The 13793-nt window shown below is 63.8% G+C and carries 14 protein-coding genes; 11 read left to right on the forward strand and 3 right to left on the reverse strand.

Annotated elements, in window-relative coordinates; genetic code table 11:
* From Pme01_RS19195 to Pme01_RS19205, 3 genes are all read left to right on the forward strand, one after another.
* Positions 1–360, forward strand: a 360-nt coding sequence (locus Pme01_RS19195) for a hypothetical protein (RefSeq protein WP_203935736.1), incomplete at its 5' end; no start/stop codon positions are given.
* Positions 361–453: 93 nt separating this feature from the next.
* A complete protein-coding gene (locus Pme01_RS19200) occupies positions 454–1161 on the forward strand; it encodes a DUF6193 family natural product biosynthesis protein (protein WP_168116598.1) in 708 nt (235 codons plus the stop codon).
* Between the two features lie 21 nt (positions 1162–1182).
* A complete protein-coding gene (locus Pme01_RS19205) occupies positions 1183–1581 on the forward strand; it encodes a hypothetical protein (protein ID WP_168116599.1) in 399 nt (132 codons plus the stop codon).
* A gap of 512 nt (positions 1582–2093) precedes the next feature.
* Here the strand turns inward: Pme01_RS19205 and Pme01_RS19210 are convergent.
* Positions 2094–2966 (reverse strand): 8-oxoguanine DNA glycosylase OGG fold protein, encoded by an 873-nt coding sequence (locus Pme01_RS19210; protein WP_168116600.1) that lies wholly within the window; start codon positions 2964–2966, stop codon positions 2094–2096.
* A gap of 364 nt (positions 2967–3330) precedes the next feature.
* Here Pme01_RS19210 and Pme01_RS19215 point away from each other — a divergent pair, with 364 nt between their 5' ends.
* The 5 genes from Pme01_RS19215 (at position 3331) to Pme01_RS19235 (ending at position 9817) form a co-directional block, all read left to right on the forward strand.
* A complete protein-coding gene (locus Pme01_RS19215) occupies positions 3331–3636 on the forward strand; it encodes a helix-turn-helix domain-containing protein (RefSeq protein WP_203935744.1) in 306 nt (101 codons plus the stop codon).
* A complete protein-coding gene (locus Pme01_RS19220) occupies positions 3624–4754 on the forward strand; it encodes a tyrosine-type recombinase/integrase (protein WP_168116601.1) in 1131 nt (376 codons plus the stop codon). Before Pme01_RS19215 ends, Pme01_RS19220 begins: the two co-directional genes overlap by 13 nt.
* A 1052-nt stretch (positions 4755–5806) precedes the next feature.
* Positions 5807–6856, forward strand: a complete 1050-nt coding sequence (locus Pme01_RS19225) for a GIY-YIG nuclease family protein (protein ID WP_168116602.1) — start codon at positions 5807–5809, stop codon at positions 6854–6856.
* Positions 6857–7664: 808 nt separating this feature from the next.
* A complete protein-coding gene (locus Pme01_RS19230; protein WP_168116603.1) occupies positions 7665–9035 on the forward strand; it encodes a PIN-like domain-containing protein in 1371 nt (456 codons plus the stop codon).
* A gap of 161 nt (positions 9036–9196) precedes the next feature.
* Positions 9197–9817, forward strand: a complete 621-nt coding sequence (locus Pme01_RS19235; RefSeq protein WP_239088328.1) for an HD domain-containing protein — start codon at positions 9197–9199, stop codon at positions 9815–9817.
* Here the strand turns inward: Pme01_RS19235 and Pme01_RS19240 are convergent.
* Both Pme01_RS19240 and Pme01_RS19245 read right to left on the reverse strand, forming a co-directional pair.
* Complete coding sequence (locus Pme01_RS19240) at positions 9814–10281, reverse strand: NUDIX domain-containing protein (RefSeq protein ID WP_168116604.1); 468 nt, start codon at positions 10279–10281, stop codon at positions 9814–9816. The two genes, Pme01_RS19235 and Pme01_RS19240, sit on opposite strands and share 4 nt — an antisense overlap.
* A 12-nt stretch (positions 10282–10293) precedes the next feature.
* Positions 10294–10926, reverse strand: coding sequence for a phospholipase D-like domain-containing protein (locus Pme01_RS19245; RefSeq protein WP_168116605.1), 633 nt, complete (start codon positions 10924–10926; stop codon positions 10294–10296).
* Between the two features lie 315 nt (positions 10927–11241).
* On the opposite strand from Pme01_RS19245, the gene Pme01_RS19250 reads away from it, so the two are divergent.
* The 3 genes from Pme01_RS19250 to Pme01_RS19260 all read left to right on the forward strand — a co-directional run bounded on the left by Pme01_RS19250 (position 11242) and on the right by Pme01_RS19260 (position 13770).
* The gene (locus tag Pme01_RS19250) at positions 11242–11562 is read left to right on the forward strand and encodes a hypothetical protein (protein ID WP_168116606.1); all 321 of its coding nucleotides are present in this window, start codon (positions 11242–11244) and stop codon (positions 11560–11562) included.
* Between the two features lie 245 nt (positions 11563–11807).
* Entirely contained in the window at positions 11808–12755 is a 948-nt protein-coding gene (locus tag Pme01_RS19255) for a hypothetical protein (RefSeq protein WP_205864249.1), read from the forward strand.
* 196 nt (positions 12756–12951) lie between these two features.
* Entirely contained in the window at positions 12952–13770 is an 819-nt protein-coding gene (locus tag Pme01_RS19260) for an FtsK/SpoIIIE domain-containing protein (RefSeq protein ID WP_239088343.1), read from the forward strand.
* Positions 13771–13793: the final 23 nt, after the last annotated feature.

The raw sequence follows: 13793 nt of genomic DNA on the forward strand, positions 1-13793 counted from the left end.
GTCGTTGACACCAGGCAATTCGCTCTGTCGAGAGGGATCGGTCACTTCCTCGACTTGAGCCCTGATGCATGGCGAGATCCTGTGATGAGTTCGATTGCGGACGGAAGCATGCCACTGTATGTGAACACAAAGGGATTTGGGGCGGACTTCAAGACGATGGCGCTGAGAGGTCTCAAGCGGGATCCGGATTTCCCTAATCCGTATGCAACCGAGGAGGAGATGGGCTGGATCGCCAGGGCCGTCGCCAACGGGCAACGTGAATGGAGTTCGATGAAGTTCTTTGATCCCGACGGAAACCTCATGACCGTTCCCGAGCCGGACTGGTCCACCTTTGGGCGATTGGCGCCCCTGCCTAAATAGGTGGCTGGGCCATGTGGCTCCGACCACCAGAAGCCACGTGGCCCTGTCGGCGTATTCTGAATACCTGGTTACCTGTCCCGGAGGCGTGCCACGATGGCAGAGAGCGACGCGCAACCCGAACCTGCGCTCACCGAGGTCCTCGATCCCGACCTGTACCCGGATCTCATCCGGCAGGGTGGACTTGCCGCGGCAATGAGCGACGTGGCACGGCGCAACAATATTGATTTGGGAACGGTCGGCGTTCACTCCAGATCAGGACGATTCAACTCCGCCATGATCGACTCTGGCAGGGGGACTATTTCGGTCCTACTCGGGGCGGAGAGGCGGTTCTTTGATGTCAATATCTATGGCAAAACGCACCCTTGGGCCCGTGGCGCAACGGACGATCTCACGGCAACGGTGATGGTCGCTGACGCGTGGCGCAGAGGCGCGACGCTCACTGAGTTGACCGGAGAGTTCCCGTTCATGTCCTGCACTGAGTTGGCGCAGGCGTACGAGAGCGGTGACCCCGTCACGACACAATGGCAGCGACTTCTCGAGGATGGGGACCTGGAATCGATCCGACCTCTGTTACGGGCGGCCTACGCAAACAGTCGGATCCGAAGCTTGTTTCCGGTTGTCAGTCATACCACGCTCCTGCGTCTGGCCAGAAATCCCGTTGATCGGTCTGGTGACGAGACGTGGATCACGCAGACTTCGGACGACGCATATCGCGTCGAATTGACGAGGCGGGACCGCCCACAGCGTGTGGCCGGGTCCCCAGGCGAAGCCATTGAGGTGGCGCTTTCCTATCTGGATTGATGATGCTCCCGCAGAGGACTCATGCCGTTCAACATTTCACACCGGTCACCCGAAGAGATCGAAGACCTCAATCGACTTGCCGATGAGGTCGTTTCCGCTCTGTCCAGGGCGGGACTACCCGCCGCGATGGAGGTGGACGCCATAGATGACCACATGGGTGCTCTGGTGTACGTGGACACCGTCGCCGACGCCATAGGTGGCGTGCATGTCCGGTGGCGTCCGCATCCGGAGCTCGCTGCGGCATCCCGACGTGCCTTCGAAGCCGGCGATTACACCCACGCTGACATGGACTTCGATGGTGCGGTTGCGGAAGCGATGGCGGCGTCTATCATGCGAATCCTGCAGAGGGCGGGGTTTCAAGTACAGGACGCCGCTGAGCTCAACGACTACCAACCATTCGAGGTGCGTGTCCATAGGTGACTGACGCCCCCCACAATGAAGCGTGGGTCACGTACATCGAAGCACGAGTCGTAGCGCAGCGGGTGCGTGCCCGTGATCGTCGAGCAAGATCACGGCGGTCCATGTGATCGGTGTGCGATCGCCGGTCGGCGCTGTCGCTGCTGTTCGGTGGGTGAGCGTCCCTGACGCACGCTGATAGCCGCTGGCAGGTACCCTAGTGCCCGTCGCCCTCATAGCTCAGGGGATAGAGCAACGGTTTCCTAATCCGTTGCTGCTTGCAAGCTTGTATCCACCCGTGACCTGCCAGTCCTACTGGCCAGGCGAGCCGGCAGCACGCCGGTAGTGACGTGGCCGATACTTGCAACCTGACTGCAAGAGCCCCATCCGCGACACCGAGTGGCTGTTCCTGCCGGCGCGGGTCTCACGACGGTCAGCGACAGCAACTCGCCGACTGCCATGAACGGTGGCAGGGCTACACCAGCGGCTTCCGGGAGTGCGCAGCCCTACAAGGTGCGGCCCGTTCGCCCATGCCGTCATTGATGGCCCAGCACGATTTGGCGTAGCTGCTGAAGCCCTCGCTCGAAGTCCGCTGTGTCGCTCGGCGTTGCGGTGGCCGGCAGTGCGGCGAAGGCCTCGGCGGCTTCGTCAAGCGCGTCAAGGACGGCCATGACGTCTGGCCGAGCGTCGCCTGGCGGTTGCCCGCCGGCGGCCGAGTCGCCAGTTGAGTTCGGGCCGGCCCATTGGCCGGTTGGGTTCCTGGAGGCGGCGTCGGCGAACATCAGGTATTCCACGTCGGCGGGGGCGCACCCTAGCTCGAAGGCCCACTCGATGGCTGTGTGCACGTACTCGCGGTAGTCGGCCGCGTGCCAGTCGAGGCGGACTCGCCAGCCGGCGTGCTCACGTAGCCAGGCCTGTACCAGGCGGTCCAGTACGAGCGCCGGCGTCGCGGACGACCCAGCGCTGCAGAAGAACAGGTACTTGGTCGCGAACGCTACGCCGAGCCAGTTCAAGCGGTTCTTCGCCAGCCACGCGAACGCCTCCGGCCCACCATCGCTACGCACCCGATCGGCCGCCTCGCGCAATATGGGGGCGGCATCCTTGTTTTCGGTAAGCACGCGTGCGGTCCGAAACGGGCCGTACCCGACCCGGCCGTACCCCCACACCATGGCTGCGATAAATGCCTCCACAGCCGCTCGTTCGTCGTCACCGCGCACCGAAGCCACTACGGCGGCACGATCGATCGGGTTGGGCAACCGGGCAAGCAGTGGTGCGTGAACTGGCAGGAACGTCGACCACGACGACCGGCTCCACCCGATCGCCAGCTGCCCCGGCCGACCCTTCCGATCCCAAACAGCGAAGAGCCGACGCAGCCGCGCCGGGACGGCCCTACCGTTCGCATCGATCATGTGGACATCTTGTCCCAGTCCAGGCAGCCGCGGTTGTCGTTTGCCGCGCCTACGGGAGTGCATGCCCGATTGCCCGGGATTGAGCCAAGCCAGGACATCCACAAGCCCAGGCATCTACTCGGACAATCCGTTGACTACGTCGTGATGGCTCGACCTCCGTCTTAAGCCCGGCGCCCGCTGTAGGCGCCGGGCTTGCTTGTTTCCACCCCCGTTTCCGGCTTCATCGGCCGAACCCTTCGTCAAGGAGCCCGTCGCGTCCACCGCTCACCCCAATCCCCACCGTCATCTGGCCTGCCAAACGGCGCAGCGGTCTCTCGATCCCCACCTGTCGGCCGCGCCCTCGTCGACCGGGGAAGGCAATCAGTTGCTCTACACCCCATCCGAGGCCGCCGAACTGCTGCGGGTGCGTGAGTCATGGCTGCGGCGCAAGGCCGCCGCCCGGCAAATCCCGTGCACTTTCCTCGGCAAGCACCTGCGGTTCTCCGCGGCCGACCTCGCCGCGATCGTCGCCCAGCACGGCCAAGCCCCGACCGGCCGCCGGCCCCGCCGCCGCACGCCGCGGTCCACCGTCCGGGATCGTGACTTGCCCACCCGGCCGATGCGAAGCGTGGATCCACCCGACCGCGTTGACCACAACCACGACCAGGGGAGCAGTACATGGCATGGGTAGAACGTCACCGCAGCGCGTTTCGGGTCCGGCTGCGGCTACCCGACGGCACCGTGATCACCGACTCGCTGCACGAGGCCAAACCGGCCGCGCAGCTGCGGGCCAAGGAGATCGACGTGGACATGGCCCGCGACGCCTTCATCGACCCTCGTGACGGGAAGATCAGCTTGGGGGAGTGGGTGGAGATCTGGGCCGCCACCCACCAGGCCGCGCCCACGACCTGGGCGGCCTACCGCAGCCACCTGCGGATACACATCCTGCCCCGACTCGGTCATCTCCAGCTGGTGGCGATCCGCCGCCAGCACGTCAAAGCCCTCGTCGTCGAGCTACGCAAGACCCTGGCGGCGCGCTCGGCCGCCGACGTGGTCATGGTGTTGTCGATGGTGTTGCAGGAAGCCGTGGAAGATCGCAGGATCCCGTTCAACCCTTGCCGGGGAGTGCGGGTGGCCAACCCGAATCGCCCGGAACGCCCGCACGCCACCACCGAGCAGGTCGCCGCGATCGCCGCCCGGATGCGCCGGCCCATCGACGCCCTGATGGTCATCACCGCCGCATACACCGGGATGCGCTGGGGCGAACTTGCTGGCCTCGACCACGACAACATCGACCTGGATAGGGCGACCATCTACGTGCACCCCGAGGTCGGCGCGCTGCACGAGGTCGGCGGCAAGCTATTCCTCGGCCCGCCCAAGACCGCCGACTCCGTCCGGCACATTCAGCTGCCGCCCTTCCTGGTCGACCAGCTCACCCGGATGCTCGACGCCCATGACCATCCGATCGTGTTTCCCGGTGCCCGGGGGAGCTTCCAACGCCGCTCCAACTTCAACCGTCGGGCCTGGACCCCGGCGGTGGCCGGCGACCCGGCCGCCGGTATCCCGCCGGTCCTGGCCGGCATGCACTTCCACGACCTTCGTCACACCCACAAGACCTGGCTGATCGAGGACGGCATCCCCGAGATCGCCCAGGCCCGGCGGCTGGGTCACCGACTCGGCGGGGTGCGCGGCATCTACAGCCACGTCACGCCGGCCATGCAGCAGCGCCTGACCCAGGCGCTGCAACGCCGCTGGGAATCCGTGCAGTCAGCGCCGACCGAGCAGGGGCGGCCGGCCGCCGCGGCGTGACCGCCACGCGGGCGCGGTCCACGCCCGTCTGCCGGCCCGTCGCAACGTGAATGATCTTGTGCTCCCCATTTGCTCCCCACGTAAGGGACGCAACGGGAAACGCCCGTTACCGGCGAGCCGGTGACGGGCGTTTGACCTGCATCAATGCTGGTGGGCGATACTGGGATCGAACCAGTGACCTCTTCGGTGTGAACTACGGGCAACCTGGTCGCTTGAAGTCTCGTAGGAGGTCACGCGGTCTGTTGCAGTCGGTCGTGGTCTGGTTCGGTGCGGTCGGTTGCTGTACTTCGCTGCTGTACGGCACTATGCGATCAGGACGGCTGATGTCTGATCGCGTCGCGACTGGTGCTTGCTCCTGCCCCGTACCCTGGCTCAGTGTATCTAGCCGAAGCCCCGAAGATCACTGACTGGATGCAAGCCTGGGGCAGCATCGCGAGTCTGATTATTTCGACAGGCGCACTGGTCTTCACCGGCCTCCTACTGCGGCATGAGATTCGGATCCGACGCGAAGAGGAAACAGCTGCCAGCGCTAACCAAGCCCGCCTCGTATTCACGCGGATAACGGAGACAAGTTCTGACGGCAGGTACCTCCAGATAGGATGGGAGGTTGTAAATTTTAGTAGCGAGCCGGTGATGGACGTCAGGGTTAGAGCCTCGAAAACTGGTCGTCGTGGGACGGCGTTCTCGCAGTGGACTAAGGCCGATGAGATTGTCAAAGTGCGCCGGGAAGGCTCTTGTCTGATCCCATATCCGGGTTACCCCTCGGACTTTGGCGTTGCACTTGAGGTGCACTTCGTGGATGCGAACGGCCTTGAGTGGTCGAGGACGAATAGAGAACGTCCAGTCAGGCGGTTCGTGTGGGTCACGCCCGCCGATGACGAAGACCTCCTACTGCCCGACATCGGACGTAATCCGCTTGCGCGACTCGTCATTCGGCTTATTCATATCCTCCGTGCCGCCAAAGTAAGGCGAAGGTGGCGCAAGAGAGGGATGGAGGTAAAGATTGCTTCACCTCGCTTTTGGTAGCCAGTGTGGGTATAGAGGAGCACGACATGCCAAAGATCAGTGCCGCTCTGCGCGACCTCGCCACTCGACCCCATGCCCTCTATCGCTTTTGGGACCGCACGGACGTGCTTCTTTATGTGGGCATCACCGCTGATTTGCCGCAGCGGATGGGTGACCATCGGACCGATAAACCCTGGTGGTCTCAGGTCGCCCGAGTTACTGTCGAGCATTTCGATACTAGAGAAGCCGCACTTAAGGCCGAGACGGAATCGATTCGGGAAGAGCGTCCTCTCTACAATGTCCAAGGAAATATCCTGGTGCATGCACCCTCAAATGAGGGTGTTGAGGATGCGGTGCGTAACCAAGTCGATTTAATACTGAGGCACATGTGCGTACACCAAGACGAATACGACAAGGCCCTTAGTGATGCGACGGATGCAATTGATGAAGCCAAGAATGAACCGGATGACGGCCTTGCAGATGCCGATCCAACCTTGCTGGCGGCCGAGTTAAAGGCGGATAGTCTCACAACATCTATCTTTTATCTGGAACGCGCTTGGGAACACCTTAGTGAGTGGCTCCCTGATGGTCAGTATGAGCGGTGTCGTGCACTTGCTGAGGAGTACGAACGCCAATGGAACCTAGAAATAGGCGAAGCGGAGCTTCGTGATCGGACCGCCTGGTTCATCGCTCTTGAGTATGGCCGAGAATATCTGGCCAAGATGCCACCGGAAGAACGTGATGAGTGGTTCGAGGTCGCCCGAGGCTTTCTTGCTGAACATGTCGATGACGACCATCTTACGTTTCATGCCGCCCACTATGCGCGCGCCTACAAGGCCAACAGGTGGTACGGACGTGCGTATCAGATGTGCTCCGGATCTGGTCGACACAACGCAGCCTGCCGAAACAAAGCCGCGTTCAAGGTCTGGTATCGCGACGACCCAGCGTGTTCACCCGGTCCGTGCGTTGGACACTCAGAGTTGTGCCAGTCACACCTTCGGGCAGTTCTCGAAGGCCATTACACCTGGCCCCAGACGGGCTCACCAGTTGTCGTGAATAGGTATGAACCAGTGCCCGAAGACACCCCACCGTTCTGAACGCCTTTCGCCATCCCGTCCGCCGTCGACCCGCCCTCCGGGGAGCGGGCCGCCGCCTGGGCCGCCACGTCGTACGGGCCGTAACGCGAGTACGGGCGCTGGCGGCCCGGGCGGGGGTCTGCTCGGCTTGCCCGGGTCGACGGCGGACGGGATGGCTCCGCGCAACCACCCACCCACCGCGACGGCTGCACGGATCTTGGCCATCCCGGGGCCGGAGCGCCCCCGCCGGAGGCAAAGAGCCCGACCAGCGCGGCGCCCCAACCCGCGCTACGGCGCGGCGTGGCTGCCGCGCCGCGCCGCGCGTCCAGCTCGCCGTCGGCCGGCTGCCGGCCCCCCTACATCACGAGCCTCGGCGCTGCCCGTCCTTCGGCGGCCCTGGGGGCTTCTCGCTGTTCGCGCCAGCCGATGGGCGTCGGCCTGGTCGCCGCCGAGCGACAGCGGCAGCGGCGGCCAGGCGCCCGATCGGCGGCGCGTGCGGCCCGGTTCGGGCCGCCTTGAAGCCGTACAGAAACTCCTCCCGACTCGGAAGTAGCTTCCGGCGGCCGGCCGGTTTGTTGCCGGATATGGCACATCCCGAGCGGCACCCCCCGTCATCCACACTCAGCGCGTCACGATCGGCAGACGATCGCCTAACGGTGCCGCTCGCTGGTGCCCTGCGTCCCGGCTCTGGCTGCGGTAGTACCAAGGCTGTCGGTCTTTTGGCGTGTCACCCGGAAGTGGCGATGGGTTAGTGGACCGACAGCTTGAACATGACTACGCTCGCATCCCGAGCAACTTTATCCCCCGAAGTGCGGAACAAAGAGGAGCAATGGCGGGCTTCAGCGAAGAATTCCGGCAGTACCTTCCGCCAGACGAAGAGATGATCGGCCGCGTCTTCACCAAGGGGGTGATCACCCTCGACGCAAACGTGCTGCTGGATGCGTACCGATACGCTTCTGACGCTCGTGCAGAGCTTCTGCGTGTCCTCCATAGCCTCGGTGGCCGGCTTTGGGTGTCACACCAGGTAGCGTTGGAGTTCCACCGCAATCGCGTGTCGGTGATCTCGGGACACGGCGATTCGTATCGCGAAGTTTTGAAAGCAGGTCATGATTTCCGGCAGAAGTACGACGCTGAGCTGGCTAAACAGTTGCGCGAGTTTGCCAATCGGGTAGCTCTTCCTGACGGGGAACGTACCGAGATTCTTCGACATGTGACAAGCGGGCTGGATGCGCTTTCGGCTCATCTCAATCAGTTGCAGGCTCGCCACGGCGTATCTGATCGGTTTGTCAGTGACGACCCTGTATTGAAGCAGTTGCAGCATCTCCTAGACAATAAGGTGGGACCTCCGCTCGCCCCAGAGGAAGAGGCGGCCGTGAGGAAAGAGGCGCAACGAAGGATTGAGGAGAAGATCCCTCCGGGGTTCAAGGATGCAGGCAAGAGTGAGGGTGACCCGTGTGGGGATTACCTCGTTTGGCATCAAAGCCTTTTGGAGGCCAAAGCTCGATCCGTCCCACTGTTATTCGTTACCCGAGATACTAAAGAGGATTGGTTCCTTAGAGTAAAAGGGAAGACCGTCTCTGCGCTCCCAGAACTGATATTGGAGGCGCGGCAAGTAGCGGGAGTTGACTTCGTTGCTATGACTACGAAGACATTCCTGGTTCACTCGCAGCGGTATTTGGATACTGCGATTAGTAAAACAACCTTGGATCAGGCTGAAGCTATACGTCTGAACAGCAGGCAGCGTCAACTGAAGGGTCGGCTGATTTATCTCCTGCCAGAGGCCTGGAATGCTCTGATTCAGAGCATCAACGTTGAACTCCCATTGATTGAAGATCGGCAAGCGGAAATTGAGACGATCCTTGCTCATCTTCGCAAAACAAACCAGACGGAAGGGGACTATTACAAGGCCCTTCTGCCTGAGCTTAGGGGTCTGCGGTTGGAGAGGCTAATGCTCGAAGATGCCAGACGGGCCCTGCTCAGAGGTACCGTTGAATCCGATGATGGAACAATTGCCGTAGAGGTGGACAGTAAGGGCACCACTATAGCAATCTCGGAACAGTTGGCTCGCCTCTCCTCGGAGGTCGCTAATAAAGCTGAGATGCAGATGTTTAAATCAAAGCCGGGAAAGGTCCGGGCCATCCCCGGCGAAGTTCCGCTCCCAGGCCTTCTTGATGACGATCAAGATAATGGTGCTGGCTAGTGGTTCGGTTGTGACGGGTGTGGTGCAGTTGTAACAAGGGTACGACGTGTGCTTGGCTCCGGTACCACCTTTTGATAGGCGTCCGTGGCTCTTCGACGGTAAGCCAAGGTGGTCTTTTGGCGGCTTCAACGGGCGTGACCGGCAGGGACGTTTTGGGACGGATGTGGGACGTTCTCGTCTGCGTATCGGTTCTGGTCAAGATCGGCTCTACCGTCGTGGCCATGCCTTACTCAGTTACATGGGCGCGCGAGCTGGCTGCGGCTCGCATGGCTGAACCGCTGCCCCGACGATGGGGGCATGTGCAGGCGGTCGCCGCTAAAGCCGAGAGTCTTCGACCGCTGGCCGGCGAAGACGCTGACCTCCTAGTGGTCGCTGCCTGGCTGCATGACATCGGCTACGCCCCCGATGTGCAAGACACCGGCTTTCATCCGCTCGACGGGGCCCGCTACCTGCGCAGCCTCGACGCTGATCCCCGTTTGTGCGGGCTGGTCGCCAACCACTCAGGCGCCAAGTACGAGGCGGAGCTACGTGGCCTGGCCGACGAGCTCGCCGAGTTCCCCGACGAAAACACGCTCGCTCGCGATGGTGTTTGGTACTGCGACATGACCACCAGTCCGGTCGGCCTGCCGGTCACGTTCGACACCCGGCTGGCCGAGATCCGGGAACGCTACGGCGAAGACCACAGCGTCCCCCGAGCAATCATGGCCGCCTCGGACGAGATCCGCGCTGCGATCGATCACGTGCTGAGTCGGGCGCGCGCCTTCGGTGCGAGCGCCGTCTAGCGGACTGCGCCTCGCTCGCCGGCGAGGAAGTCGAGGATGCGAGCCCGGATCCGTGGATGCATGGGCAGCTTCTCGACTTCCTCGGGCGTGAACGCGCCCAGTTCGGTCGACTCGTCGCTGATCTGAAGCTGGCCGCCCTGCGCTCGGCACGCGATGCACACCGAGTACTCCTGGCGGACTTCGCCATCGTCATAGGCGAAGACATGTTCAGGGTCTGTGTACACGCCGATGATGTACTCGGGACGCACGTCCAGCCCGGTTTCCTCCCGGACTTCTCGAACCACCGTCTCCGCAACGGACTCGCCGATCTCCATCGCGCCACCCGGTAGCGCCCACAGGTCGTTGTCGGCCCGGCGCTGAAGGATCAGCCGTCCGGCCTGGTCGACCACAACCGCTGAAGCCGCGGGTACGAGGGAGTTTGCCTGAGGTGCGTCCGTGTCCCGGTAGTAGTCGATCCGCCCCATCGCATTCCCTGTCTAGCTCCTGGCACGTGTGCTCTTCTTCGGCCGATCATCCCTCACCGGCATTGTTGTCGCCCAGACGCTGTCGAAGTGCGTGGCGAAGCGGGAGAACATGCCGTTAGGGCCGAGCCTGCGAAGGTGCAACATCGGCGCGGACGCCCCAGGCGTGGCGTACAGGTGCGGCGTGACCAGCATTTCGTCATCGAAGCGGAAGACCGAGTTGTACAGCGGCACGTTCTGCTGGCGCATTTCGAAGTTCTCGCACTGCAACAGTGGCGCGAAGTACTTCATCGACGTGTGGATGCGAACGACCAGTGTCATGGCTAGGTCTTCTTCGGCATCACGGTCCGCGACGTACTTCGACTCGGGGTCCGCGATCACGGCCCGAACCTTGCAGCCGTTACTGCACTTCTCCTGGAGCGCCTCGATCAACCGTGGGTGCTCCATGGGCAGGAAGTACAGCGTGTAGCCGAGCAGGTCGATCTGGCGCCCGGCACGTTCGATCAGCTCCCACCATCCCGAGTGCGGCATGTCGCTCCGATATGGATACGCCCCAACGATCTCGGCGTTGGCGGTCCCAGTATCAGCAGGCTTGCGCTGTGCTCCCGGCCAGAGAAACTCTTCGTCCTCGTTGAGGAACTTCGCCACCGTCCACCGGTGCCGAGGATGTGGCGTCCGTCCTCCGAGCCATCGACCGACTGTCTTCGGATCGACCTCGGCCGCTGTAGCCACAGCCTCAATCGATGTCCTACGGCGTTCCAGTGCTGCTCGCAACCGTTCATTCGCCATCAGGACCCCTCCCTGGGTCACGGGACGCATCGAGCGTACCGCAAGCGTCCTAAACGTCCCAGCGACGTTGTGTATGCGTCACCTCGCGCCCTGTCTCCTTGAGTTGCAAGCGAAAGCGCTTTGCATAACCGAGCAGTAGTCCACAAGGGACTCGCTCATGACAAGGAGGACGCAGTGAAGCTCATCGTGGACACCACCGGCAAGCAGGTGACGGCGACGAAGGAGCCGGTCGAGAGGCTGGACCAGAACGGCAGGCAGCGGTCGGACAAGGAGACGGGCCGGCTGATGTGGTCGACGCAGGTGTTCGTCCTGGACCAGGACGGCGGCGAGGTCATCACCGTTCACACGGCAGGAGAGAAGCCCGACGTGAAGGTGGGACAGCTCGTGGCCGTCTCCGATCTGGAGGCCCTGCCCTGGGCGACCAACGGGCGCAACGGCGTGAGTTTCCGCGCTACCGCGATCAAGCCAGTTCAGGTCCCCGCCTCCGGCAAGTGACCTTCACTCGCCGGTGCTGCTGACTGCTCCTGGTGTTCGTGGCTGAGGCCAACGCGGACCGTTTCGTCCGCTACCCCAACTGAATCCGGCTCCGGGGATGGTGACGGCTCCTACATCCCTGAACCGCTGACCACCTGTTGTGTGGTCGCACCGAAGAAGAACTGGCGCGGGGTCGGTAACGGCTCCTACACCTGCCGACCCCACGCCATCTACCCATCCAGCCCAATGTCTTGGGAGGACGTGTCATGTCCAAGTCTAACGGCCGCTGGTCGTCCGGGCGCTCCTGGAAACGTGGATCCGGAACGGTGACGGTCATCGAGGCCCGGGTGCACCGCACCTCGGAACGCAACGCCAAGCTGGCGTTCTTCCTGACCACCTTCGTGGTCGGCCTGCTGTCGGCGACCGTCGCCGCGTCCTACATCCACCCGATCCTGGCCCTGTTCGTCGGCATGGCCCTCGGCCTCGTGTGCGGCGCCATCGTCTGGGCGCTGGTCCGCATCTGGCCGGTGATCCGGCTGCTGTGGTGGTGGACCCCCGAAACCCTCCTCGGCCTGGCGGTCGTGTACGGCTTCACCGCCCTGGCCCACCACACCACCCTCGCCGTCCGCATCGCGGTCGTCGCCCTGATCGTGGGCGTGCCCGCCGCGGTTCCCTACACCCGTCGCCGCATCGTGGCCCTGGCGTGGTGTTTCATCGTGCGGCACCGGATCCGGACCTGCTTTGCGCAGTTCATCATCGCCAACCAGTCCGGCACCCTGCCGCTGATCCTGTGGGCCAAGCCCACTCCGGTCGGCGAACGCGTCTGGGTCTGGCTGCGCACCGGCCTGTCGCTGGCCGACCTCAACGCCCGACTCGACAAGATCGCCGTCGCCTGCTGGGCCTCCACCGTCACCGTGGAGCGGGCCAGCGACGGCAACGCCGCCTACGTGCGGCTCGACATCAAGCGCCGTGACGCGCTCACCGCCACCGTGGGTTCCCCGCTGGTCGGCCTGGTCGACCCCGACACCCCGGCCGCCGAACCCACCACCGTCGAGGTTCCGACCGCGCTGGATCTGCCCGACATGCCGGCCGAGCCGGCCACCGTCCGCATCCGCCCGATGCCCACCCCGCGCACCGCACCGGCCAGCAAGCCAGCCGCCGCCCCGGCGGTCGCCGGTGCCCGTGGCGAAGACCTCTCCGACTGGATCGACTGACCAGCCGTTTCGCCACATCACCCATCGATCGGGCGCGAGGCAGTCGCGTTACGGGGCTCCTCGCGCCCACCCAACGCCCTCGAATGGAGGCACCACCATGTCCACCGTCACCGCAGCAGGCGCTGCGGAACCCGACGAGCCCGGCCGGATTCCGAACTGGGCCACACCCGCCCCGGCCGAGGTTCCGGTCGGACCCATGCTGTCGATGTTCGATCCCGTGTTCCTGGGCATCGACGAGTTCGGCGCCCCCGTCTACCTCGAACTCATCTACCGCAACGTCCTCGCCGCCGGCGAACCCGGCGGCGGCAAATCCGGGCTGCTCAACACCATCGCCGCCCACGCCGCCCTGTCCGACAACACCCGCCTGGTGCTCTTCGACGGCAAGCTCGTCGAACTCGGCATGTGGGAGCAGGTCGCCGACGCCTTCGTCGGCCCCGACATCGACCACGCCCTGACCACGCTGCGCCGGTTGCAGCAGGTCATGAACAACCGCTACGCCTGGCTACGCGCCCACGGCCGCCGCAAAATCGCCCGCGACGACCGGCTGTCGGTCATCGTCGCCATGGTCGACGAGATCGCCTACTACTCCGCCACCATCGGCACCGAACAGCAGCAGAAGGAATTCGCCGCACTGCTCAGGGATCTGGTTGCCCGTGGCCGGGCCGCCGGGGTCATCGTCATCGCCGCCACCCAGCGGCCCAGCTTCGACATCATCCCCACGTCGCTGCGCGACATCTTCGGCTACCGGTGCGCGTTCCGCTGCACCACCAGCAACAGCTCCAACATCATCCTCGGCCAGGGCTGGGCCGAGCAGGGCTACAACGCCAACGACATCGCCCCCACCAACCAGGGCGCGGCCTACCTGCTCGCCGAGGGCGGCATCCCGCGCCGGGTCAAGGTCGCCTACCTCACCGACACCCAGATCGCGGCCATCGCCGACTACGCCGCCTGGATCCGCCGACCTACCGGCATCCACACCCCGGCTGGCACCACCGGCATCGCCACGGCCGCCTGACCACAACCCAAGAAAGCGCTCGG

It is taken from the genome of Planosporangium mesophilum (assembly GCF_016863255.1).
Classification (GTDB): domain Bacteria; phylum Actinomycetota; class Actinomycetes; order Mycobacteriales; family Micromonosporaceae; genus Planosporangium; species Planosporangium mesophilum.

Coding starts and splice junctions, on each gene's coding strand:
- Pme01_RS19235 (WP_239088328.1), top strand. CDS start 9,197: ATGTGGGACGTTCTCGTCTGCGTATCGGTTCTGGTCAAGATCGGCTCT.
- Pme01_RS19220 (WP_168116601.1), top strand. CDS start 3,624: ATGGCATGGGTAGAACGTCACCGCAGCGCGTTTCGGGTCCGGCTGCGG.
- Pme01_RS19200 (WP_168116598.1), top strand. CDS start 454: ATGGCAGAGAGCGACGCGCAACCCGAACCTGCGCTCACCGAGGTCCTC.
- Pme01_RS19260 (WP_239088343.1), top strand. CDS start 12,952: ATGCTGTCGATGTTCGATCCCGTGTTCCTGGGCATCGACGAGTTCGGC.
- Pme01_RS19230 (WP_168116603.1), top strand. CDS start 7,665: ATGGCGGGCTTCAGCGAAGAATTCCGGCAGTACCTTCCGCCAGACGAA.
- Pme01_RS19225 (WP_168116602.1), top strand. CDS start 5,807: ATGCCAAAGATCAGTGCCGCTCTGCGCGACCTCGCCACTCGACCCCAT.
- Pme01_RS19210 (WP_168116600.1), bottom strand. CDS start 2,966: ATGATCGATGCGAACGGTAGGGCCGTCCCGGCGCGGCTGCGTCGGCTC.
- Pme01_RS19240 (WP_168116604.1), bottom strand. CDS start 10,281: ATGGGGCGGATCGACTACTACCGGGACACGGACGCACCTCAGGCAAAC.
- Pme01_RS19205 (WP_168116599.1), top strand. CDS start 1,183: ATGCCGTTCAACATTTCACACCGGTCACCCGAAGAGATCGAAGACCTC.
- Pme01_RS19255 (WP_205864249.1), top strand. CDS start 11,808: ATGTCCAAGTCTAACGGCCGCTGGTCGTCCGGGCGCTCCTGGAAACGT.